The following is a 24,884-nucleotide window of genomic DNA, read 5'->3' as shown; positions in this document are numbered from 1 at the left end:
CTCATATGAGCAATAGAGTTGGTTTAGCTAGTAGTTTAAAAGATGGCCAAAAGTACATGGATCTCTGGCCCGTCCGAAAAGAGTTAAACGCGATCTTCCCAGAACAACGCATTATTAAAGCGACCCGTTTTGGCGTGAAAGTGATGCCTGCGATTGCCGCTATCAGTGTTCTTACACAAATGGTCTTTAATAATTACCAAGCGATGCCACAGGCTGTGGTTATGGCTTTGTTTGCGATCAGCTTGCCGCTACAAGGTATGTGGTGGTTGGGCAATCGCTCAAATACACAACTTCCGCCGGCGCTAGTATCGTGGTACCGCGAACTGCATGAAAAGATCACTGAAACGGGTTTTGCGTTAGAGCCTATGAAGCCGCGCCCTCGCTATAAAGAATTGGCAATCATTTTAAATCGTGCCTTTCGTCAGTTAGATAAATCCTCAATGGAGCGTTGGTTCTAAAGAATCCCAGCTCTCCCTCTTGTCTGAGAACAACTATTCATCTTCTATAGCTTGTTCTCAGATTTGCTCCTCTTTTTGTTACCTCGCTTACTTTCCGTTTAGCTTACCTGTCCTTATTCACTTGGTTTCTTACCTTCCTCCGAAGTCAATATAACCTTTCTCACATAACTCGAGCCTTGTTGCATTTTTGTTAAATATCACTTCAAGTTATCAATGGTTACTGGTAATAATGTCAATAGTGATTTTGATGTTGTTCTCTTTGAGCGAGTAATGACGGGTAGAGCTTGATTCAGGGAGCGATAATGAGTTCTGTAAGAAAGGTATTGGCAGCGGTTTTAAGTTGCTTGATGTTGCTATGGACTGGCAATGCAATGGCAAACGTTGCCAAAGTGTCGGTTTCACAAGTTGTTGACCATCCAGATCTGAATGCGACACGTTTAGGGCTTCTTGAAGGATTGAGAGCCAATGGTTATGAACCCGGTAAGAACTTAGAATTCTCCTATGAAATGGCGAATGGTAACCCGGCTCAGGCAGCCAAGATTGCCAGAGAGCTCGTCAGTGAAAATCCACATGTACTTGTTGGTATCGCGACACCGACTTCACAAGCCTTAGTGTCGGCGACTCGCTCGATTCCTATCGTGTTTACCGCGGTTACGGATCCTATCGGCGCTAGGCTCGTTAAACAATTAGAAAAGCCGGGGCGTAATGTCACGGGGCTTTCTGACTTATCTCCGATCACTCAGCATGTGTCATTAATCAAAGAACTGCTCCCTGAAGCTAATTCAATCGGTGTAGTTTACAACCCAGCAGAAGCAAATGCCGTTGCGTTAGTTGGGTTATTGAGAAAGGCAACTCGAGATTTCGGTTATACACTTCACACCGAAAAAGCGCTGACTGTTGACGATGTCGAAGCAAAAGCAGAATCCATTGCTAAGAAGTCCGATGTTATCTATGCCTTGACCGATAATACGGTTGCAAGCGGCATGGAGGGTCTTATCAAAGCGGCTAACCATGCAGATACGCCAGTCGTCGCAGGCGCCACATCTTATGTCGGAAAGGGAGCGATTGCTGGTTTAGGTCTAGATTATTATGATGTTGGGGTTCAGACCGCGGATTATGTCGCAGCCATTCTGGAAGGACAGAAGCCCGGGAAGTTGAGTGTCAAAACTGCGCAGAGTTCTCAGCTGGTGGTCAACCTAGATGCTGCTCGTGAGCTTGGCGTGACAGTGCCTCAATCTGTGATTGAGCGTGCGGTTATTAGCCGGTGAATTGAGTTTGGTGTTAGGTGAGCTAATAGGCCATAAGTCATATTATTAACAGCATTGAAATGGGCTCAGATAACAAACTCACCTGCTCTATATGTTGGCGCTTCTCTATTTTATTCATTTGTAAGCGGTTATTTGACCGTTAGGTGTGTCGTTAATATCAATTTACATTATTTTACGTCGAGCGAATTGCCGATTAATGTAATAATATTAATGGGGAAAATGAAAATAGCTGAACGCTAAGAGCACATTATATGAAAGTAAATAGGCACTTTAGCCTAACCTTTGTTTTCGGGTTTCCCGCTGTGATCGCCGCGATGTTACTTGGCCTAATAGGAAAGAATCATTTTGATTTGGTGAAGAAAGACATTGGCAGTGAATTCCAGCGTATTGAAGAGGTGTTCAAACGAACCACAAAGGTGGCGACAGCCCTAGACTACAGCTTCTCCAACTATTATAAATCAGGAAACCCTCTCTTTCTTGATCACAACAAACATGTTGTGGATGGTCTTTGCCAAATCTGGCCTATTGATGTATTGCTACTTGCCGACGGTAAAACCTCAGACATTCCCTCTGTCGATATCGACTATATGCTAATTGGTCAAGAGTCTCTTTGTTCTGAAAGCAGTGATAGTTATAAGAGCGCGTCAGAAAAAATAGCGTTAGCTCCTATTCTTTCATTTTTATCCCAGCTTGATGAATACCATGCCGGCGTGCACTTTATTGATACGAGCGGCTATGTGATCTCTTCACCTGAAGGTTTTGCCAAAGGGCTGAGCAAAGAGTTACTCTCGACCATAAAGAGTCGTCCTTATTGGCAGAAAACAGCCAACAACCCTGACCAACTTACCCTTTCAGGCCCTGGTTATCGTTTTGATTCCCTTGACCGTATAATCAGTATGACGATCCCTGTATTCCATAAAGGCGTTCACCAAGGGATGCTGTCGGTGGATATTAATGCTGACAAGCTGCTCGCAAACTCGAATGAGCATCTTGCAGGTCGGATCGATATCATTGATACCACTTTAGCGACTCCGGTAGATTCTGCGGCGTTTTATCACGAGATCAAACTGGATGGTGTCTCGTCTCACCATGCGATGTATTACAAATTAGACATCGCGAAAGAGGTTGAGCACTTTTTCGTCTACGAGAAAGACAGCCTTATTGTTGCCATCATTGTGTATCTGTTCTCAGTAACCATCTTCTTCTACGTCAATTCCAATATTGAACGTGGTTACTTCAAAGATCTCGCAGCCAAAGACCCTATGACAGGGTTATTGAATCGTCGTGGCTTAGAAGCGTTCTGGCGCAGTGTAGAGCACGATCAACTGTTTGCATTAACCGTCTTCGATATTGATTATTTTAAGTCAATTAACGACACCTACGGCCACGATAAGGGGGATGATGTGATTCGTTATATGTCGCGTCAGATCAGCAACAGTATTCGAAGCAGTGACGTTGCAGCACGGTTTGGCGGTGAAGAGTTTGTCGTTTATATGAAAGGCGAAGATCGTGAAACTTTGATGAGAACATTAGAGCGAGTGAAGAATGCGATTTGTTCCACTTCAGCCGACATTATTCCAAATGGATTTACGGTGTCTGGCGGTGTCTGCATTGTTGAAACTGAGCAAAGTAAACTTAACTTCGATGAGATATTTAAGTACGCCGATGAAAAGCTGTACGTGGCTAAGACGACGGGCAAAGACCGTCTTAAATTTTAACCACGTTATTGAATCGATGCTTTGTATGAAAATGAAAATGAAAATGAAAATGAAAGAGGGAAGAGCTTGGTGTCTACCAAGCAAAGCTTATTTGCACCGGTAAACACGTTTGTAGCGTTGGGTATTTAACCCTAAACATAATCTTAAACAGGTTGGCGGCGTTCTTCTTGATAACGCTGAAGGCGTTCTACAATCGGTGGCGCCTTTTTGAAAGTACGAATTTCTTTAAACAGTTCGTTCGCTTCAGGGTAGCCTTTACTTAGATAAACAAACCACTGCTTCACTCTATTGGGGTAGTACATGCCTTTGTCCCCTTTAATTTGAAACTCTGAATAGCGCAGCAAAAGTTCAATGACTTTATCCCACGGCATTTTCTGGTGGTTGTGCTTAACGACGTTACCAAGGTTTGGAATATTGAAAGCACCACGGCAGACCATTAATGAATCGACGCCTGTTGCTTCTATGCAATCTTGACCATCTTGATAGTTCCAGATCTCCCCATTAGCAATCAACGGCAGAGATGTTTTTTCTCTTATTTGATTGATGAAGTCCCATTTGATTTCGCTGGCTTTATAGCCGCCAACTTTGGTTCTTGCATGCACGGTGAGTTCGTCAGCTTTGGCTTGTTCGATGGCATCGACGATTTCAAAGCACTCTTCCGGATGCTCCCAACCTAATCGAATCTTTGCGGACACAGGAATGTGTGCCGGTACCGCTTCTCGACAGGCGTTCACCACTTGATAGATGAGCTCTGGCTCTTTTAGCAATGAAGCGCCACCATTACTTTTGTTGACCGCTTTTGCTGGGCAACCAAAATTAAGATCGATCCCTTTCGCGCCTAAGCTAGCAGCTTGAAAAGCATTCTCGGCCATCCAATTTGGGTGTTGCCCTAGAAGTTGGAGATGGATTGGCACACCAGCCATGGTCTGAGAGCCTTGATGTAGCTCAGGGCAAATACGGTGGAACACATGCGGGGGAAGAAGTTGATCTACGACGCGCACAAACTCTGTCACACAGAGATCGTAATCATTAATCTCTGTGAGAATTTCACGCATTAGGTGGTCTAGAACGCCCTCCATAGGGCCAAGTATTACGCGCATGTTGCTTTACCAAAACTGAATGAACCGAAAAATTCGAGGCGTGATTGTACGGTGTGCTTACAGAATTGTCACTATGAGTGTGGTGCATGTCTTAATGATGGTTTCGTCTCTTAATAGCGACATCTTTGGGAGGATGGCGTTATAATATCGAAAATGCCCAATATCCAGAGCTTTCATGACATATCAATTATTAAGCCTACCAGAATCAATCACTGACATTACTCCGCAGTTTATGGAAGGTGCAATCCTTGCCTCTAACTTAGCGACCAAACCACTCGATCCAGAAGAGTGGCTGGTTATCGTTGCGCCTGAAGCGGGTAAAGAGCTGGTAACAACGGTGACAGAACAGATTAATCGCCAGCACAACCTGATTCAGCGTAATGAATACCTATTAACAGACGTACTGGCTGAAGGTGACTTTAACGAACAGTTCGCTGATTTTTCTGAAGGCTTCATGATGGTTTGGCCAACAGTGGAAGAGCAGTGGCAGAACGTGACAGTCGCGGATGGTACTCTGCGCATGTTGCAAGCGCTCTTAACCACCTTGATGCTTGCGATTGATGAAGAGCAAACTCAACAACAAATGATCGCTGCAGGGCTTACTAACCCACCATCGCTTGCCGATTTAGTGGGTCAAGTCGATCTGATGATCTCAGAAGTGGCAATGGCAGCGGATGAAGCTATGTTGGGCAATAAGTCCCAGAGCGTGAACCCGTTTAAAGACATCGGTCGAAACGACCTTTGCCCTTGTGAAAGCGGCAAGAAGTTTAAACAATGCTGCGGTAAAAGCAGCTAATCACGGCTTGTTGAGCAACTTAGTTTGTGTGAATAACAGACTCTCTTAATATGTTCAAAAGCTTAAGTAATAAAAAAGTCGACCTCGTGGTCGACTTTTTTGTTGTCCAAGTGTCAACGGCTTACTGTTAGTCGTTTTTCGACTTCACAAATTGAGAAATAACCACAATACCGAAAGCAACCAAGTTACCTGCAAAGATAATTACTAGCCACTGAGGCATAGAAAGATCGAAGAACTGCCACACAACCTTGCTGCAATCGCCGTAAGCCTCAAACATCCACGGAGCCCATTGGTTTAAAGGCGCCCAGCTAGGGAAGGTTACGAATAAGTCGCAGGTTGCGAAAGGGGACGGATTGAACTGGTAATCGACGTGCTCTAAAGCAAGCATCAAACCTTTGTATGCGCCAAATCCCCAGCTAGCAAGGCCTAACCAGCGTGATATTGGGTTATTCGGGGCAATCGCACCAATCATGGCGGCAACACCGATAGCGAGCATAGCAACGCGCTCATAGATACACATCACGCAAGGACCAAGCATCATCACGTGTTGGAAGAAGAGAGCGCACGCTTCAAAAAAGACAATAAAAGCCAGCAGTAAAAGCCAAGATAAACGTCCCTTAGAGAAGTCTTTGATCATTGCTAAAAAGTTCACGAATTGAATCCTGTCTATAAAATAAAAAAGCCCTGATTACTCAGAGCTTTTTATCTTGGATAAGTTTCCTAATCAACTAATATTTTTGATTAGCTAGGGCGTGTTGACCTTTCGCGATTAAATTTTGTTCGAGATAAAAGCGTTTTAATCGCGGCGAGGGGGAAGTAGCCTAGCATTCTAAGCAAATCCCCCTCAACAAAGAGTAAAACGCTTTTTGCGGGGGCGCCCAGCTTGAACCCTTCGGGCAGCGTTTGCTGGTCATTTCTACTACGTTATCGGCTTCTCATGTAGGCTAGCTACACATCAAAGCCTCTGCCTTGTATAAATACCCAGCAACTCGCTGCAAAAATCAGCTCGAAAGGTCAACACGCCCTCGATACACTTATTGTGGTTTGCGACACAATGTTTAGCTTAATGACCACCAGAGATAACTGGAGCAACGACTTCACCAGAGCGTTGAATGATCCAACCTGCATCATAGAACCATGCTGTCATTGGCTCTACGAAGAACACAATGCCTGCTAGGCCAACCAGTGCCAATACGATGGTGTATGGCAACGCCATGATAACCATGCGACCGTAAGACAATCTAATTAACGGAGCAAGTGCTGATGTTAATAGGAATAGGAATGCAGCCTGGCCGTTTGGCGTTGCAACAGAAGGTAGGTTAGTACCAGTGTTGATAGCAACAGCAAGTAGGTCGAACTGATCACGAGTGATGATGCCTTCAACCAGTGCAGTTTTCACTTCGTTAATGTAAACCGTACCGACGAACACGTTATCTGAAACCATCGATAAAATACCGTTGGCAATATAGAAGAGTGCGAGCTGTGCGCCTTTATCTTCAACGTGAAGTACTGCATCGATGACTGGCTTAAATAGAGCTTGGTCGATGATCACAGCAACAACAGCGAAGAAAACGGCAAGAAGTGCAGTAAATGGCAGCGCTTCTTCAAAGGCTTTACCCATAGAGTGTTCTTCAATAACACCCGTAAATGCTGTAGCTAAGATGATCACAGACAGGCCAATCAAACCTACTTCAGCAACGTGAAGTGCAAGGCCGACGATAAGCCAAACTGCGATTGCACTTTGAACCCATAGTTTTGCTACGTCTTGCTTTGTGCGGTTTGCACGTTCTTTGTTGTCAAACTCAACTAAGATTTGGCGAACATTCATTGGTAGTTGAGCACCGTAACCAAACACTTTGAATTTCTCGACAAGTGCACAAGTTAAAATACCGCAGAAGAAAACAGGTAGTGTTACTGGCAGCATACGGATGATAAATTCACCGAACTCCCAACCTGCTTGCTTAGCAATTACCAAGTTTTGTGGTTCACCTACCATGGTCATTACACCACCCAGTGCTGTACCCACACCAGCGTGCATTAGCAGTGAACGTAGGAAAGCACGGTAGTTTTCTAGGTCATCACGAGTTAGCTCTGAGATCTCTTCATCATGAGTATGATCGTGCGAAGACGTTGTGCCCTTGCCTGATGCAACCTTGTGGTAGATAGAGTAGAAGCCGACCGCAACGCTAATAACTACGGCGATTACTGTTAGTGCATCTAGGAATGCTGATAAGAAAGCGGCAGCAACACAGAAGGCAACGGAGAGTAAAATTTTAGATTGGATGCCAAGCAAGATCTTCGTGAAAATGAACAAAAGCAGTTCTTTCATGAAGTAAATGCCAGCAACCATGAATACGAGCAAGAGTAATACAGGAAGGTTTGCTTGCAGCTCGTGATAAACCATTTCTGGTTTGGTCATGCCAATGGCGACTGCTTGAATAGCTAATAGACCACCCGGTTGAAGTGGGTAGCATTTGAGAGCCATAGCTAGAGTGAAAATAAACTCAACCACCAATAGCCAGCCCGCAACAAATGGGTCAACTAGGAAGAAAACAAACGGGTTGATGATTAAAAAGGAAATGATGGCAAGTTTATACCAATCAGGAGCTTTACCAAGGAAGTTCTTGATAAAAGCGTTTCCGAGAGACATCGGCATGTTAATACTCTTTTATGTTGATTATGAATAGACAAGCAATACAACATTTTGAGAATCGAGCTATAGAAATTGTTAAAAACTATGACTAACAGTGACTTAGAAAAACTACATTCCATGTAATGTTCTGTGGTCTTGCCAAGTCACTCCCTTAGAAACTCAAGCACTGCTTATTTTTGAGCGCAACTTTACTCTTAGATAACATTTAGTCAACAGGAAAAGCCCTGTAGCCCTAAAAATACCTCTTTTTTGTTGAGAAACGCGATCAAAGTAGCGCAAGCATACCACTTAAAATGTGATAAAAACCGACTAGAATCAATATTTCAGCGAAATGATTGAAAATTACAGAATAACGACGGCTTATATATGATTATTACAACTTAATATTGCAAATTAATAGCTTTAAAAATATGACCAATCCCATTGATTTTAAAGAAAAATTGTTGTGTTAACGGTTTGTTTAAATGGTGGTTTAGAGTCGCTTGCTTTACAAACCTGAGGTGCAAACGTGTGCTGAACTTTAGAGTTATAACTCTAACGGTGTTTAGGGTGAGTAAAATTTTTGAGGGTGTTTCCGCTAGGTGTGAACTAGTGGTATGATGAGTAAATTAGAACAGAATAATTAAATTGGATTGAAGTGTAGATGGTCATTAAGGCGAAGAGCCCGGCAGGATTTGCAGAGAAGTATATCATTGAAAGTATTTGGAATGGCCGTTTCCCTCCAGGTTCTATCTTGCCCGCAGAGCGTGAGCTTTCTGAGCTGATTGGTGTTACACGTACTACGCTTCGTGAAGTACTACAACGTCTTGCTCGTGATGGTTGGTTGACAATCCAACATGGCAAACCAACTAAAGTTAACCAGTTTATGGAAACCTCAGGTCTTCATATCCTTGATACGCTAATGACGTTGGACGTTGATAACGCAAGCAAAATGGTAGAAGACCTGCTTGCTGCTCGTACTAATATCAGCCCGATCTTTATGCGTTATGCATTCAAAGCAAACAAAGAAGCTTCAGAGCGTACTATCAGTAACGTGATTGAATCTTGTGAAGCGCTACTTGCGGCACCAACTTGGGATGAGTTCCTAGAATCGTCGCCATACGCTGACAAGATCAAACAAGCGGTAAAAGAAGATTCAGAAAAAGATGAAGCGAAACGTCAGACGATCTTAATCGCGAAGACTTTCAACTTCTATGATTACATGCTTTTCCAACGTTTGGCATTCCACTCAGGCAACCAGATTTACGGCCTGATCTTTAACGGTGTGCGTAAACTTTATGACCGTATCGGTAGCTACTACTTCTCTAACCCAGAAGCACGACGTTTAGCGATGGACTTTTATAAAGAGTTGTTCATTATCTGTGAAAGTGGCGAGCGCGAAACTTTGCCATTAGTGATTCGTAACTACGGTATCGCAAGTGCACAAGTTTGGAATGAAATGAAAACGACATTGCCGACGAACTTCACTGAAGACGACAGCTAAGGCATAGGTTTACTATTGTTGTTCCTGTTTAGTCAGTGACGTAAAGAAAACGAAAAAGCGGCGAGATAATTCAATTATCTCGCCGCTTTTTATTTATCTGTCGTTACTAGAAAATTATCAGTGGGTCAGTTACTTACCTATGACGAGTAATTTATCTATGTGTAGCAACTTAAAATTTATCTAGGAGTAGTAACTTAACCCGCAAACTCTTCTGAGTCTGGACGGTTGGTAAATTGCACACCGTTTAGAAAATCGCAAAGTAGTTGGTCTTCACACACTTTGTAGTTTTTGTTTTCTGGCTTGCGGAAGTAAGCGCCGATTTCGTACTTGCTCAAGCTAATGCCAACCACTTCTAGTACGTCCAAAACATCTTCTGCTTTCATGTTTAATGCGATACGAAGCTTCATGAAGATCATGTTGTTCGTCAGTGCAACTTCAGGTTTAGGTTGCTCGCCTTCTTTTTTGCCACGCTTAAGGTTGATGAAACCATTTAGGAATACCGCCAACTCTTTATCTTTCATCTTAGAGCATGACTTGTCGTTGTCATCTTTTAGCCAGTTAATCACTTGGTCATGAGCAACAGTCACATCAGCTTGTTCGATAGCTTTGATGATTTGTGCATTTTTAAGGTTTAGTGCGTGTTGAATACGGCGCAAGGTTTCGTTGTTAGTCACTGGGGATTCCTAAAAAGGGTTTTAGAGTAAAGAGGTGTTGGTTTAGCCTATTTTTGTCGACGAACCAATTTCTACTCTACATAGCATAGTTGACGGCGACTCTAACAGAGAACGCTAATTTTCGGTAGATATAAAAAATCCCCAATGCTGATTAACTCTTTCAAGTCAAAAATGCATTAGGGATTTAGTGATGGGTGCTTGTTATCTGACTGGAGTCAGAATTACATTACACGCATACCAGGTTGAGCACCTTCGTGTGGCTCAAGGATCCATAGGTCGCTGCCGCCAGGGCCCGCTGCTAGGATCATGCCTTCAGACATACCAAACTTCATCTTACGAGGTTTTAGGTTTGCTACCATTACAGTTAGCTTGCCTTCTAGCTCTTCAGGTTTGTATGCTGATTTGATACCAGAGAATACTTGGCGAGTCTCACCACCGATGTCTAGTTGGAACTTCAGTAGTTTGTTCGCTTTTGGTACTTCTTCACAAGAGATGATACGAGCGATACGCATGTCTACTGCTGCAAAGGCATCGAACTCAATCTCGTCTGCGATTGGCTCTTTGTCTAGCTCAGTTTGGCTTGCTTGCTCTTTTTCAGCTTCTGCTTTTTCTTTCGCTGCTGCTTCAGCGGCTGCATCTTCTTTAGAAGACTCAACCATTGCTTCCACTTTCTTAGGGTCAATGCGGTTGAATAGCGCTTTGAACTTAGTGATCTCGTGATCAGTTAGCGGAGTAGCAATCGCTTCCCACGTTAGCTCTTCGTTTAGGAAAGCTTCAGTGCGAGCTGCAAGCTCTGGCATCACTGGTTTCAGGTAAGCCATCAGTACGCGGAATAGGTTAATACCTACAGAAGAAACTTGTTGAAGCTCAGCTTCTTTGCCTTCTTCTTTTGCAAGAACCCAAGGTGCTTTTTCGTCGATGTACTGGTTAGCTTTATCCGCTAGTGCAGTGATTTCACGGATAGCACGGCTGAATTCACGAGTTTCGTATAGCTCACCGATACGCTCAGCAGCAGCAACGAATTCGTTGTATAGCTCAGGCTCTGCAAATTCAGCAGCTAGCTTGCCTTCAAAACGCTTAGTAATGAAGCCAGCGTTACGAGAAGCTAGGTTAACAATCTTGTTTACTACGTCAGCGTTTACACGTTGAGTGAAGTCTTCAAGGTTAAGATCTAAGTCATCGATGCGGCTGTTTAGTTTAGCAGCGTAGTAGTAACGTAGACACTCAGGGTCTAGGTGGTTTAGGTACGTGCTTGCTTTGATGAATGTGCCTTTCGACTTAGACATCTTCGCACCGTTCACTGTTACGTAGCCGTGTACGAATACGTTGTTTGGCTTACGGAAACCTGCGCCGTCAAGCATTGCTGGCCAGAATAGGCTGTGGAAGTAAACAATGTCTTTACCGATGAAGTGGTAAAGCTCAGTTGTGCTGTCTTTCTTCCAGTATTCATCGAAGTTTAGATCGTCACGTTTGTCACAAAGGTTCTTGAAAGAAGCCATGTAGCCAACAGGTGCGTCTAGCCATACGTAGAAGAACTTGTCTTTTTCGCCTGGGATTTCAAAGCCGAAGTAAGGTGCATCACGTGAGATATCCCACTGTTGCAGACCAGACTCAAACCATTCCTGCATTTTGTTTGCAGTTTCATTCTGTAGAGAGCCAGAACGAGTCCACTCTTTAAGCATGCTTTCGAACTGAGGTAGGTCGAAGAAGAAGTGCTCAGAGTCTTTCATTACTGGAGTTGCGCCAGAAACCGCTGATTTAGGGTTAATTAGCTCAGTTGGGCTGTATGTCTCACCACAGTTATCACAGTTATCACCATACTGGTCTTCTGACTTACACTTAGGGCAAGTACCTTTTACGAAGCGGTCTGGTAGGAACATCTCTTTCTCAGGATCGAAAAGCTGAGAAATAGTGCGGCTAGAAATGAAGCCGTTCTTTTTAAGTTCTAAGTAGATGTGAGAAGCCAGTTCACGGTTCTCTTCGCTGTGTGTGCTGTGGTAGTTATCAAAGCTGATATCAAAGCCAGCGAAGTCTTTTTGGTGCTCTTCACTAACAGCAGCGATCATCTCTTCTGGCGTGATACCCATCTGTTGAGCTTTAAGCATAATTGGCGTGCCGTGAGCATCGTCAGCACAGATGAAGTTTACAGTGTTGCCACGTAGACGCTGGTATCGAACCCAGATATCAGCTTGGATATGCTCAAGCATATGGCCAAGGTGAATAGAGCCGTTAGCGTACGGAAGCGCACAAGTTACCAAAAGTTGTCTTGGATCAGTTGCCATACTTAATAATTCGCTTTTTTGATAGGTATAAATTTGAGAGGTAATACTACTTTATAACGTGTGATACGCCAAGGTATCAGACTAAGGATTCCCCTAGTTTTTTAGGGGTTCAGTCTTCATCTCGTGGGTGATAGCATAAATAAAAAAAGGAGTCCCAATGCGTAACTTTACTTCTAAGCAAGATTTCTGTTCATGGTTGAATGAGTTCGAGTCACCAATCCTCATCCCAGAGTGGGCGCTACACCAAAATATTGTATCGGTTGATCCGCGTGGATCATTTGTTATCACCTTACCTTTTGCCGCTAATCAGCTTGCGGTTGAATTGGAACAGTGGATTCACTCTCAGATTGAACAACAGCTTGTTAGCGCTTTTCAGTTTGAAGTGAAGGTGAAGCCGTCTGCGTTAGAAACCACGGTTGCGACACCATTGAAGGGGGTGAAGAACATCATCGCCGTGACATCTGCAAAGGGTGGGGTGGGTAAATCGACCACTTCAGTCAACCTTGCTTTGGCTTTATCTAAGTCTGGTTCAAAAGTGGGTTTGTTGGATGCGGATATCTATGGTCCTTCTGTACCTATGATGCTTGGCCAATTAGATGCGAAACCAGAAGTCCAGAATAACAAGTGGATGATGCCAATCGAAGCGCACGGTATTTTCACTCACTCTATCGGTTATCTTGTGTCGAAAGATGACGCTGCGATTTGGCGCGGTCCAATGGCGGCCAAGGCTTTAGGTCAGCTTGTTAACGAAACCGTATGGCCAGAGTTGGATTATCTAGTTATTGATATGCCACCGGGCACGGGCGATATTCAGCTGACGTTATCGCAACAGATCCCAGTGACCGGGGCTGTAGTGGTGACCACTCCTCAAGATTTGGCGCTAGCGGATGCACGTAAAGGCGTAGCGATGTTTGATAAGGTGAGTGTGCCAGTCGCAGGCTTAGTTGAAAACATGAGCTATCATATTTGTAGTCACTGTGGTGAGAAAGAGCATATCTTTGGTGTTGGTGGTGCCGAAGCTATGTCAGAAGAGTTTTACCTCGATATTTTGGCACAGATCCCTCTTCATATTGATGTGCGAGAAGATATCGATGCAGGTTGCCCGACGGTGATTCGTCGTCCAGATAGTGAACATACACGTCACTACTTAGAGCTTGCAGAGAATGTGGCTGCGAAGATGTTCTGGACCGGCAAGGCGAGACCAGAAGCGATTAACTTCTCTATGGTTGAATAACTTCTCTATGGTTGAATAACGAATCTATGGTTGAATAGCGCAAGTTAATCACAAAGTCGTTTAAATATAGTTTGGATTAGATAAACAGCGGTGGATTTAAGTCAATATCCATTGGGCTTGTGCAAATAGTTGTAGGCAAGTTATTTGAAAGCAAACGATTGCATTCATTAAATGCATTGATATCATCAATTTGACTGCAATTAGCTAAAATGGCGACTAGAATCTATGTGCTTTAGCCCCTATAATCAGGCGGTTTATCTCTTCCCACCACCAAACCATATCGGGTGCAAAATTAATGTCTGATAATAATCAATGTGTCATCGTAGGTATCGCTGGCGCTTCAGCTTCAGGAAAAAGTCTGATTGCTAGTACAATTTATAATGAGTTGCGCGAGAAAGTAGGCGACCATCAAATTGGTGTTATCACGGAAGATTGCTATTACAGCGACCAAAGCCACTTGAGTATGGAAGAGCGTGTTAAAACTAACTACGATCACCCAAATGCACTAGATCATGATCTTTTATGTGAACATCTACAGCAGCTAATGAGTGGCAACGCCGTAGAAGTTCCTGAATACAGCTACACAGAGCACACACGTACTTCTGAAACGACTACACTTACCCCAAAGAAAGTGATCATTTTAGAGGGTATTCTGCTTCTAACAGACCCGCGTCTTCGTAAACTAATGCACGCAAGTGTGTTTATGGATACACCATTAGACATCTGTCTATTACGCCGTGTTAAGCGTGATGTGGAAGAGCGTGGTCGTACAATGGACACTGTACTTAAGCAATACCAAGAAACAGTACGTCCAATGTTCATGCAGTTTATCGAGCCTTCAAAACAACATGCAGACATCATCGTTCCTCGTGGTGGTAAAAACCGTATTGCGATTGATGTGCTAAAAGCGCACATTGCGAAGTTGTTGAAGTCTTAATCGAATAAAATTTTGCCTAAGTGACTCACTTAGCTTTATTTTTTACCGAATCAGTGGCACTTTTATAGTGCCACTTTCTTTTGGAATCTAAGCAAGGAATATGCGGATGAAGAAACTACTCATTTTCATAGCTGTACCAGTGTTTGTTGTCGTTGCAGCAATTCTGGCACTAGTGCTGTTAGTGAATCCCAACCAATTTAAGCCATTAATTGTCGAACAAGCCCAAAAACACACAGGCCTAGAGCTAGTGATCGAGGGTGATATCAGCTGGCAATTCTTCCCATCCATTGGCTTTGAACTTGGTCAAACTGAATTACGCAACCCTGAAGGTTTTACGCAACCTAACCTATTTAAGGTTGATACCGTTGGCGTTGACGTTTCGGTTACTCCGCTATTTAGCAACCAACTAGAGATCGGCAACATTACTCTAGATGGTGCAGAATTCTATTTAGAAACGCTTAAAGATGGTCGCAAGAACATTGATGCACTAACGCAAGCGTCAGCGCCTCAAGAATCTGAGCCTGCAGCAGGCACAAGTTCTGAATCAGCGCCTGCCCCTCAAGAGCAAACTACCACAGACGCATCGGGTTGGACGATCAACCTTGCAGGCGTAACTGTATCAAACGCATTGTTTGAAATGGACGACAAGCAAGCGGGTTCATTCACTAAGCTATACGATGTGTCTTTGAATCTTTCTGAGTTTGCCGTTGATACATGGACAACCGCGACATTTGCGGCTTCTGGTGAGAACAATCAACAGAAGTTCTCTGCACAAGGCAGTGCAGAATTCAAATTAGCTGAAGGCTTTGCAAGTTACGCACTTCGTAATATCGACTTAAACGCTAAGTTCAATGATCCAGCGACGTCGATTGAGTCAGCAAAAATTGGCTTGAATACGTTTGAGTTCGATAAGGTAAACCAACTGACTTACGCTGTAATCGGTAATGCAGCTGGCCTTGACCTTGATCTTAAAGGTGGCGGTGAACTTACTGTTGATAGCGCGATTTCAAAAGTAACGCTGAACAAGTTAACGTTAGACTCAACATTCAAAGGCGACACGCTTCCTCAGTCTCCAATGAAAGTCGACATGCTGTCTGACTTAAGCTTCGATCTTAACAAGAGCCACCTGAGCTTTGTGTTAGAGAAGCTACAAGCTAACGCTATTGCATTAGACGGTAAAGCAGACGTAATCCTATCTGAAATACCAAAGGTTCGTTTCTCTCTTCATAGCCCGAATATTGATTTAGATGAATTCTTAGGCTTAGGCAATACAACAGAAACAGCGAGCACAGCGCCTTCTGGTTCTGCTGGTGGTTCAACGTCAAGTTCTGGTAGTTCAGATCCAGCTAAAGAAGTGGAACCTGATCTGTCGGCTCTGAAAACGTTAGACGTGAAAGGTGACATCACGATTGATAAGTTCAAGGCGAACAACGCGAAGATGCAGAATGTTAAAACCGCATTTTCGGTTAACCGTGGTATCGCAGAGCTAACCTCATTCACCTCGAATCTTTACCAAGGTTCTATTTCTGCTACTGCAAAGTTAGACGCTCGTAAAACACCAGCGACTTACACGGCTAAGAAGAAAATCAAAGGCGTGAAAGTACAACCGTTACTGGTTGATGTTGCAGATAACGATATGCTGGAAGGTACCGGTAATATTGATGTCAACGTGAAAGGTAAGAGTCTAACTCCGACGGGTATCAAGAAAAACCTAGTCGGTACTATCGCGATTAACTTTGAAGATGGTGCAGTTAACGGCATCAACGTAGCTCAACTGATTCGAGAAAACTACGCTAAGATCAAGGGCGAGAAAGTTGAAAGCACAAATGAAGCTCAAAAAACGGACTTCAGTGCAATGAAAGCGACGCTGAAAGTGGATAAAGGTTGGGTTTCAACTAACGACTTATCAGCACAGTCGCCACTGTTACGTGTGACAGGTCAAGGTAAAGCAAACTTCATCAATGAAACGGTCGACTTCCTTGTGCGTACATCAATTGTGGGTTCACTTGAAGGTCAGGGCGGTAAGAGCATCGACGACCTGAAAGATGTGACTATCCCAATTAAGGTAACAGGTCAGTGGGCAGCCCCGAAATTTGCACTTGTTTTTGATGATGTATTGAAACAGAAAGCACAGAAAGAAATTGATCGTGGTTTAGAAAAGTTAGACGAAAAGTACGGTGACAAGATCAAAGATGAGAAAACAAGAGACGCAGTAAACGGTCTACTAAAAGGTTTGTTTAACTAGTCTTCATCTCATTTAAAAATGAACAAAGCGCCACTCCTGTTGTAGGAATGGCGCTTTTTATTTTTGGCTCGATAATACTCAAGAGAGATTCCCTATGAAACTCGTCCCTCGCTCTAGGGAATGACGATAGGCCGTCGTCCTTTGTTCAAGAGCGTAACGGCCTAGTGGTCGTCATCCTCGAGAGGGAAGAATGACCGAGTCGGGGATCTCTGGTTGAAGGTGATTACCAGTCAACGCCTTGTAGCGCTTTAACACCAGATTCAAAAGCGTGTTTCACATTGCGAACTTCAGATACTGTATCTGCTATCTCAGTAAGAGTACGGTGCGCGCCACGACCTGTAATGATGACAGACTGCATCTTCGGGCGGTTATTCAACGCCTCAACCACTTCATCGAGTTCGATGTAACCGTAGCTAACCATGTAAGTCAGTTCATCAAACAGAATCACATCGATCGACTCATCAGCCAGCATGCGTTGGCACTCTTTCCATACACGCTGCGCAGCTTCAATATCTTGCGCTTTGTTCTGAGTTTCCCAAGTAAAGCCTGTGCCCATGACTTGGAACTCGACATCAAGCTTTTGCAGAACGTTTTTTTCGCCGTTATCCCAGGTACCTTTAACAAACTGAGCAACGGCGCATTTCTTACCATGACCAACTGCACGTGTAATCGTACCAAAACCGGATGTTGATTTACCTTTACCGTTACCCGTGATGACCAGCAATAGGCCTTTTACTTCTTGTGCTGCAGCGACACGTGCATCGACTTGTTCTTTTACTTTCTGTTGTCTTGCTTTGTGGCGTTGTTCTTTGTTGTCTTCAGTCGACATAACAAATCCTTTTAAGTTGTGATTGCGTCTATCATAGCCTAACTTAACGATAGCAAAAACCATCGGAAGAACAGGTGATTAGGGATGAAAAAGATACTCGTAGTTTGTATGGGGAATATTTGCCGCTCGCCAACAGGTGAAGCGGTGCTAAGGAAGAAAGCGCAACAGCTGGATATTGATGTTGTGGTCGACTCTGCGGGGACGATTGGTTTTCATCAAGGCAACCCGCCAGACTCGCGATCCAAATCTGCAGGAGAGAAGCGAGGCTACAGCTTTAAGGGGATTACTTCTCGTAAAGTGGTAGATAATGACTTCGAAGAATTTGACCTGATACTCGCGGCCGATAGGGCGAATTTAGACGACTTAATGAGCCAATGCCCAGTTCACCTCCAATACAAGCTCGCATTATTTTTGAGCTTTGGAGAGTCACAATATCAAGAGATCCCCGATCCGTATTATGGTGAGGGAAATGGTTTTGAATTGGTGTTGGATTTAATCGAAGAGTCTAGCGAAGCGATACTGCGTTCGATGTAGTGTAGGAACAATGTACGTCGTTTTGTTATCAGCGTAAGGGCTGACCGATAGGTATAAAAAAGGCCGACATTGAATGTCGGCCTCTCTAAATCTAACTTAAAGCTACAGCTAAGATTACTTAGACATTACTTTGTAGATTGGGTCTTCTGCAACGTTCGCTTCAACTAAGCTACCTGCTTTGTGCAGCATAGCAACACAGTCTTGGCTTAGGTGGCGAAGGTGAAGTGTTTTACCTAGCGCCGCGTAACGGTCAGCAATCGTGTCGATCGCTTCAATTGCAGAGTGGTCAGTCACGCGTGAGTTTGCGAAATCAACGATTACATCTTGTGGATCGTTGTATGCGTCAAACAACTCTAGGAAGTTAGCCGTTGAACCAAAGAAGATTGGGCCGTTAACTTTGTACTCTTTTGAGCCTTCAGCGTTTACTGATGTATCTGCGTAGATGTGTTTAGCATGTTGCCAAGCAAACATTAGCGCAGAAGCGACAACACCAACACCTACTGCCACAGCAAGATCAGTCAGTACTGTTACTACGGTAACAAGAACGATAACGAAGAAGTCTTGTTTAGGAACGCGACGCGCAAGCTTGAAGGTTGCCCATTCAAATGTGCCGATAACAACCATGAACATTACGCCCACAAGTGCTGCTAGAGGAATCATTTCAATCAGTGCAGAACCGAACAGGATGAACATCAGTAGTGCAACTGCGGCGACGATACCTGAAAGACGACCACGACCACCTGAGTTTACGTTGATCATCGATTGACCGATCATCGCACAACCACCCATCGCACCGAATACAGAACACGTTACGTTAGCCATACCTTGACCAACACATTCACGGTTAGATTGACCACGAGTGTTTGTCATTTCGTCTAGTACTGTCAGTGTCAGCAGTGATTCGATTAGACCAATCGCTGCCAGAATCACTGCGTAAGGCAGGATGATGTATAGCGTTTCTAGGCTAAATGGTACGGCTGGAATAGAGAATGTCGGTAGAGAGCCCGCTAGTGTTGCTGCTTCGTCACCAGACATAGTGCGTAAGAAATCAACAACAGTACGAGTTTCTAGATCAAGGCCAACAACCAAAGCCGTTACCGTAACAATAGCAACCAATGACGATGGTACCGCTGTTGTTAGTTTAGGTAGGAAGTGGATGATAGCCATAGTCAGTGCTACAAGGCCTAACATCAGCGTCATTTGACCGCTTGGTAACCAAGTTAGCGCACCTGTTACGTCTGGTGCCTTAAATTGTCCAAGCTGTGCTAGGAAGATAACAATTGCCAAACCGTTCACGAAACCAATCATTACTGGGTGCGGAACAATACGGATGAATTTACCTAGCTTAAATACACCCGCTGCAATTTGCAGAAGGCCGGCTAGCATAACTGCCGCAAATAGGTATTGAACGCCATGGGTTGCTACTAGGCTCACCATTACAACAGCCATTGCGCCAGTTGCTCCAGAAATCATACCTGGACGACCGCCGAAGACAGAAGTAATTAAACCTACGATGAATGCTGCATAAAGACCAACCATTGGGTCAACGCCAGCAACAAAGGCGAATGCTACAGCTTCAGGTACCAGAGCCAGGGCTACTGTAAGACCTGAAAGCACGTCATTCTTTACAGAGTGCTTTGAAAATTGTGGGAATTCGAACATGTTTGCTCAGCTATGCTTAAGATGGATTTACCGACACGGGTGTATTGCGTAGCCAAACAGTGATGGAAAAGAGCGGCAATAGCGAAGTGTCGAAAAGATAAGTGCGCGAATGCTACCCAAAAATGTGATTAAGTTCAAGGTTGAACCTAACTTTGAGTAATATATCTGTTAATTTTTATTCGATTAGTAGATATGAAAAAGGCTGCTTTAATAAGCAGCCTTTGATTCTATTTACTCGCGATTACCTATCAGTAATCACTAGTAGTTTGGCTTAGTCATCGCCGCGCCAGCTTTGTTCGACGCTGCCTGACTGCCTGCACCTTTTGATACAAAACGTTCAGTGCGGTACGGAGCTGCAATCACTTCAATCTCTTTGATCTCTTGAGGACCAGGAGCTTTAGTCATTGGTGAACCGGCTTGCTTCTTAGCAACAGCTGCCTTTGGTGCCGCTTTAGGAGCTTCTGCTTTAACAACAGGTGCTTCTTCAACTTTTGCACTTTCAGCTTTAGGCGCTTCAGCTTCAACAACTGGTGTTGCTTCTGCTTGCACAGCTTCTGCTACAACAGGCGCTTCAACTTTCGTCGCTTCTGCAATCACTGGAGCTTCAACTTTCGCGGTTTCAACAACCACTGGTGCTTCTTCAACGACTGCAGGAGCTTCAACTACAGCAGGAGTCTCAGCTACTTGAGCTTCAACAGCAGCATCTTCACGACGGATGATAACTTTACCCATTGCAAGCTCTGGACATGCGAAGCCGCCAGTCATTGCTACGTTGCTTTGTGGTGCCGTCTCTAGAGCAACATTCTGCTCTTGAACAGATGTTTGAGCTTCAGCTGCTACTTGAACTTCAGCCACTTCAGGCTTTGCCTGCTTGTGGTGAGGTTTTGGAATGAAGCGAGGCATCACTTTACCCATAGCCATCTCTGGAGAAGCTACACCACCTTTACGTAGGCGGAATGGGTTAGGGCGACGATCACGACCGCGACGACGACGTTGACCACTTGCACGTAGGTGACGTGGAGAACGACGGTTACGACGTTGTTTCGGCTCTTCCTGTTCAGTTTGCTCTGCATTCGCTTGAGTTGCTTCTATTTGTTCCGCAACTTTTTGCTCTTGAGCTACTGACTGTTCTTTTGAAACAGATAGTTCTTTAGCAGCAACCTGCTCTTTTGAAGCGTTATCTTCAGCTTGAGCTTGTTGGTCTTTAACACGAACTTGCTTGTTCAGTTTACGACGCTGACGACGCTCTTTAATCTTAGCTGCTTTCGCTTCAGGTTTAGCCTTAGGCGCTTCCGGTTTACCAGCTTGTGCTTCTGCTGCTAGCTGTAGACCTTCTTCTGCTAATTTAGATGGTGCTTGCTCTTCGCGTTGCTTCTGCTCATCACGTGGCTTGTTGCGACGGTCTTGCTTAGGCTTGCGAGGCTGACGAGTTTGCTGTGGAGCTGCTTCTTTTTGCTCTTCAGGCTTCTCATCACGAGCTGGCTTACGGCGGCGTTTGTTGTCACGGTTTTCGTTACGATTGTCACCACGTTCACCACGGTCGTTACGCTGTTCGCCACGCTCACCACGTTGGTTACGACGACGGTTATCGTTACGATCACGGCGTTGACGGTTGCCGTTGTTACGATTGTTTTTAGGTTTTTCTTCTTCTTTCTTCTCTTCTTCTTTTTTCTCTTCTTGAGTTGAAGAGCCAAATAAGAAGCTACCGATAGCTTTGAAGAAACGACCAATTAGGCCTGGTTCTTGAGTCGCTGCTGGTTCAGCTTTCTTCTCTTCTACAGCTTTAGGTGCTGGAGCAGGAGTTGGTGCTGATTGAGCAGGAGCTGCGAAGCCTTTCAGAGCAGGTTCTTCGATCTTCTTAGGACGAATAGTCTGTTCAGCAGGCTCTTTGCTTTCCGCTTCTTTTAGAGCTTCTAGCTTGTTAGGCAGCAAGTAAGATAGTAGATCGAACTCTTCACCTTCACGAACACGGATAACCTCAAAATGCGGCGTTTCCATGTCTGAGTTAGGAACAACAGTGATCTTAACTTTTTGGTTCTTCTCGATGTGGTTTACTGAGCGACGTTTTTCGTTCAGAAGGTAAGAAGCGATTGGAACAGGCACAACAGCAAGTACTTGTGCTGTGTTGTCTTTTAGAGCTTCTTCTTCAATCAAACGTAGAACAGAAAGTGCTAGAGATTCGTTATCACGAACAACACCAGTACCTGTACAACGAGGACAAATGTGGTGGCTTGCTTCTGCTAGTGATGGGCTCAAACGTTGACGAGACATCTCTAGAAGACCAAAGCGAGAAATACGACCAATCTGAACACGTGCGCGATCTAAACGAACGGCATCACGTAGACGGCTTTCTACTTCGCGTTGGTGGCGAACCGGGGTCATATCGATAAAGTCGATTACAACAAGACCACCTAGGTCACGTAGACGTAATTGACGTGCAATTTCATCCGCTGCTTCTAGGTTAGTGTTTAGCGCTGTTTCTTCGATATCGCCGCCCTTTGTTGCACGAGCAGAGTTGATATCGATAGAAGTTAGAGCTTCTGTTGGGTCGATTACGATAGAACCACCAGATGGAAGACGAACTTCACGTTGGAAAGCAGATTCGATCTGGCTTTCAATCTGGTAATGGCTGAATAGTGGTACTTCACCATCGTACTTCTTAACGCGATTCATGAAATCTGGGCGTATTAATTGAATGTGCGCTTGTGCACGTTCAAAAATAGTGTTGCTGTCGATCAGAATCTCGCCGATGTCACGACGTAGGTAGTCACGAATCGCGCGAACGATAACGTTACTTTCTTGGTGAATTAGGAAAGGTGCTGCATTTGAATCAGAAGCTTGCTTGATAGCGCCCCAGTGATTCAATAGAACATTCAGGTCCCACTCTAACTCTTCTGCACTTTTGCCAACACCTGCTGTACGCACGATCAAGCCCATACCTTGAGGAAGCTCAAGAGTGCTTAATGCTGCTTTCAGTTGAGTGCGCTCATCACCTTCGATACGACGAGAAATACCGCCAGCACGAGGGTTATTAGGCATAAGAACTAAGTAGCTACCCGCCAAAGAGATGAAAGTTGTCAGTGCAGCACCTTTGCTACCACGTTCTTCTTTCTCTACTTGTACGATTACTTCTTGGCCTTCTTTTAGCACTTCTTTAATGCTAGGACGGCCTTGGTATGTATAACCTTCAGGGAAGTATTCGCGGGCAATTTCTTTAAGAGGGAGGAAACCGTGACGTTCTGCGCCGTAATCAACAAATGCCGCTTCTAGGCTTGGCTCAATACGGGTAATACGTCCTTTGTAGATATTCGCTTTTTTTGACTCGTGACCTGGACTTTCGATATCTAGATCGAACAGTCGCTGGCCATCAACCAAAGCGACACGCAACTCTTCTTTTTGAGTTGCGTTAATTAACATTCTTTTCATTTAGAAATTCTCATTGTCTTTTCTTATTTTCATCATTGTTCTTATCGCTTTATTTCGTTTCTCATGGTGCCAGATCCCATGGCTTTATCGGTGCAGCCTCCCGGCTGGAGAGGGATGCTCTGGGGCACGTCAGTCATCATAGGGAGTTAGCCTATGATCCGCGATGTGGCGGTGAATACTCAACATGAGCGTACGTGAGTAGAGCGATAAGGAACTCAGTTGACCGTGTCTTACGCCGATTGCAGCACTGTCTAATCTGAGTTATCTACTCATTTACTTGCTTATGAATGGTTAGCTGTTTAAATAATAGTCAAACCACTGATAGCAGCTGTGAACTATAGCAGCGGTCGGTAAACACAGCAATCTGCTTTGTCGGAATGCTGTAAAAAAAACAGTTTTTGTTTGGGTTTTGATAGCTCTAACTCACTGTCTATAAATAATTTATCAATTGATATTTTAATTTGCAGGAATCTTGGTGCTTTTTTGTTCGAAGAATCAAAGAAATATAGAACTTCAACGAGCATTTGAGGATAGATCGGTAGGGATTATGGATAAATAAGTTCGGAATCGAGCTAAGAAAATCTCAATTATCAAAAGTGACAGTGATACAATAGCCCAATGAGCGAAATTAGAACCCAAGTCCAATTTGTCGACATTGACGAAGATATGGCTGGTCAGCGTATTGATAACTTCTTACGCAACCAATTAAAAAACATCCCGAAAAGCATGATTTACCGAATCGTGCGTAAAGGCGAAGTCCGCGTAAATAAAAAACGCATTAAGGCTGAGTACAAACTAAAAGCTGGTGATTTAGTTCGTATCCCGCCAGTCACGATTGAAGAGAAAACCGAAGAAAACGTGCCAAGCACGAAACTCAACAAGGTTTCAGAATTAGAACAGTGCATTATCTATGAAGATGATCACATGCTGATTCTTAACAAACCTTCGGGTACTGCTGTTCATGGTGGCAGTGGGCTGAAGTTTGGCGCAATCGAAGCATTGCGTGCACTTCGTCCTGATGCTCGTTTTCTAGAGTTAGTGCATCGTATCGATAGAGATACATCTGGCATTTTGCTTGTTGCTAAGAAGCGCTCGGCGCTAAGACATCTTCAAGCACAGTTCCGTGAAAAAACGGTTCAAAAATATTACTTCGCTTTAGTCATGGGCGAGTGGAAGAACAGCTGTAAGGTTGTTAACGCTCCATTATTGAAAAACGAAGTGAACAGTATTGTTCGTGTGAACCCGAACGGTAAAGCCTCTGAGACGCGTTTTAGAGTTTTAGAAAAATTCAAAGATGCGACGTTAGTTCAAGCAAGTCCAATTACGGGGCGTACACACCAAATCCGTGTGCACACTCAATATACTGGTCACCCAATTGCTTGGGATGATCGCTACGGTGATCGTCGTTTTGATGCTTACACGGGGAAGGTTGGTCTGGACCGTTTGTTCCTACACGCAGCAAACATTAAGTTCACGCACCCAGGTAGCGAAGAGAAGATGGATATCTCTGCACCAATGGAAGCAAGACTTGAAAAAGCACTGACAGGATTACGTAAGCTCTAAAAAGATACGAGATACGAGATAC

Annotated in this window: 18 protein-coding genes; 10 read left to right on the top strand and 8 right to left on the bottom strand. The window is 44.2% G+C overall.

The window, feature by feature from the left end; translation table 11 throughout:
* The first annotated feature begins 5 nt into the window (after positions 1-5).
* From yfbV to AB4138_RS04310, 3 genes are all read left to right on the top strand, one after another.
* Positions 6-458 (top strand): terminus macrodomain insulation protein YfbV, encoded by a 453-nt coding sequence (gene yfbV, locus AB4138_RS04320; protein WP_017062168.1) that lies wholly within the window; start codon positions 6-8, stop codon positions 456-458.
* A gap of 302 nt (positions 459-760) precedes the next feature.
* Positions 761-1,726: an ABC transporter substrate-binding protein gene (locus AB4138_RS04315; RefSeq protein WP_017062167.1), complete on the top strand. Its 966-nt coding sequence runs from the start codon at positions 761-763 to the stop codon at positions 1,724-1,726.
* A gap of 251 nt (positions 1,727-1,977) precedes the next feature.
* Positions 1,978-3,444 (top strand): GGDEF domain-containing protein, encoded by a 1,467-nt coding sequence (locus AB4138_RS04310; protein ID WP_372305102.1) that lies wholly within the window; start codon positions 1,978-1,980, stop codon positions 3,442-3,444.
* Between the two features lie 143 nt (positions 3,445-3,587).
* Here the strand turns inward: AB4138_RS04310 and dusC are convergent, their stop codons facing one another.
* On the bottom strand, positions 3,588-4,544 hold the full coding sequence (dusC, locus tag AB4138_RS04305; RefSeq protein ID WP_017069187.1) for a tRNA dihydrouridine(16) synthase DusC: 957 nt from the start codon (positions 4,542-4,544) through the stop codon (positions 3,588-3,590).
* Between the two features lie 175 nt (positions 4,545-4,719).
* On the opposite strand from dusC, the gene AB4138_RS04300 reads away from it, so the two are divergent.
* Entirely contained in the window at positions 4,720-5,340 is a 621-nt protein-coding gene (locus AB4138_RS04300) for a YecA family protein (RefSeq protein WP_372305099.1), read from the top strand.
* A gap of 127 nt (positions 5,341-5,467) precedes the next feature.
* Here AB4138_RS04300 and dsbB read toward each other — a convergent pair whose 3' ends face one another.
* Both dsbB and nhaB read right to left on the bottom strand, forming a co-directional pair.
* Positions 5,468-5,977, bottom strand: a complete 510-nt coding sequence (dsbB, locus tag AB4138_RS04295) for a disulfide bond formation protein DsbB (RefSeq protein ID WP_102394342.1) — start codon at positions 5,975-5,977, stop codon at positions 5,468-5,470.
* A gap of 426 nt (positions 5,978-6,403) precedes the next feature.
* A complete protein-coding gene (gene nhaB / locus AB4138_RS04290) occupies positions 6,404-7,996 on the bottom strand; it encodes a Na(+)/H(+) antiporter NhaB (RefSeq protein ID WP_372305097.1) in 1,593 nt (530 codons plus the stop codon).
* A gap of 640 nt (positions 7,997-8,636) precedes the next feature.
* Here nhaB and fadR point away from each other — a divergent pair.
* A complete protein-coding gene (fadR, locus tag AB4138_RS04285; protein ID WP_017062161.1) occupies positions 8,637-9,476 on the top strand; it encodes a fatty acid metabolism transcriptional regulator FadR in 840 nt (279 codons plus the stop codon).
* Between the two features lie 194 nt (positions 9,477-9,670).
* Here the strand turns inward: fadR and AB4138_RS04280 are convergent, their stop codons facing one another.
* Positions 9,671-10,150, bottom strand: coding sequence for a DUF1456 family protein (locus AB4138_RS04280; RefSeq protein WP_372305095.1), 480 nt, complete (start codon positions 10,148-10,150; stop codon positions 9,671-9,673).
* Between the two features lie 221 nt (positions 10,151-10,371).
* Positions 10,372-12,432 (bottom strand): methionine--tRNA ligase, encoded by a 2,061-nt coding sequence (gene metG / locus AB4138_RS04275; protein ID WP_017062160.1) that lies wholly within the window; start codon positions 12,430-12,432, stop codon positions 10,372-10,374.
* A 157-nt stretch (positions 12,433-12,589) separates the two neighbouring features.
* On the opposite strand from metG, the gene apbC reads away from it, so the two are divergent.
* The 3 genes from apbC to AB4138_RS04260 all read left to right on the top strand — a co-directional run bounded on the left by apbC (position 12,590) and on the right by AB4138_RS04260 (position 16,848).
* Positions 12,590-13,666 carry an iron-sulfur cluster carrier protein ApbC gene (gene apbC / locus AB4138_RS04270; RefSeq protein ID WP_017063474.1) on the top strand — a complete coding sequence of 359 codons (1,077 nt, stop codon included), beginning with the start codon at positions 12,590-12,592 and terminating at the stop codon, positions 13,664-13,666.
* Between the two features lie 295 nt (positions 13,667-13,961).
* Positions 13,962-14,603 carry a uridine kinase gene (gene udk / locus AB4138_RS04265; protein WP_004734002.1) on the top strand — a complete coding sequence of 214 codons (642 nt, stop codon included), beginning with the start codon at positions 13,962-13,964 and terminating at the stop codon, positions 14,601-14,603.
* 106 nt (positions 14,604-14,709) lie between these two features.
* Entirely contained in the window at positions 14,710-16,848 is a 2,139-nt protein-coding gene (locus AB4138_RS04260) for an AsmA family protein (RefSeq protein ID WP_102427874.1), read from the top strand.
* Between the two features lie 223 nt (positions 16,849-17,071).
* On the opposite strand, the gene cobO is transcribed toward AB4138_RS04260, so the two are convergent.
* Positions 17,072-17,677 (bottom strand): cob(I)yrinic acid a,c-diamide adenosyltransferase, encoded by a 606-nt coding sequence (cobO, locus tag AB4138_RS04255; protein ID WP_017062158.1) that lies wholly within the window; start codon positions 17,675-17,677, stop codon positions 17,072-17,074.
* 84 nt (positions 17,678-17,761) lie between these two features.
* Between cobO and AB4138_RS04250 the strand changes: the two genes are divergently transcribed.
* Positions 17,762-18,211, top strand: coding sequence for a low molecular weight protein-tyrosine-phosphatase (locus AB4138_RS04250; RefSeq protein WP_017067202.1), 450 nt, complete (start codon positions 17,762-17,764; stop codon positions 18,209-18,211).
* A 114-nt stretch (positions 18,212-18,325) separates the two neighbouring features.
* Here the strand turns inward: AB4138_RS04250 and AB4138_RS04245 are convergent, their stop codons facing one another.
* Together AB4138_RS04245 and rne are read right to left on the bottom strand one after the other, a co-directional pair.
* Positions 18,326-19,873 (bottom strand): SulP family inorganic anion transporter, encoded by a 1,548-nt coding sequence (locus AB4138_RS04245; protein WP_239716289.1) that lies wholly within the window; start codon positions 19,871-19,873, stop codon positions 18,326-18,328.
* A gap of 258 nt (positions 19,874-20,131) precedes the next feature.
* Positions 20,132-23,299 (bottom strand): ribonuclease E, encoded by a 3,168-nt coding sequence (gene rne / locus AB4138_RS04240; RefSeq protein WP_372305092.1) that lies wholly within the window; start codon positions 23,297-23,299, stop codon positions 20,132-20,134.
* A gap of 618 nt (positions 23,300-23,917) precedes the next feature.
* On the opposite strand from rne, the gene rluC reads away from it, so the two are divergent.
* A complete protein-coding gene (gene rluC, locus AB4138_RS04235) occupies positions 23,918-24,862 on the top strand; it encodes a 23S rRNA pseudouridine(955/2504/2580) synthase RluC (protein ID WP_372305089.1) in 945 nt (314 codons plus the stop codon).
* Positions 24,863-24,884: the final 22 nt, after the last annotated feature.

It is taken from the genome of Vibrio sp. 10N.286.52.C3 (assembly GCF_041468865.1).
Taxonomy (GTDB): domain Bacteria; phylum Pseudomonadota; class Gammaproteobacteria; order Enterobacterales; family Vibrionaceae; genus Vibrio; species Vibrio crassostreae_C.
The sequence above is the reverse complement of the archived record's forward strand: the minus strand, read 5'-3'. Positions and strand labels throughout refer to the sequence as shown.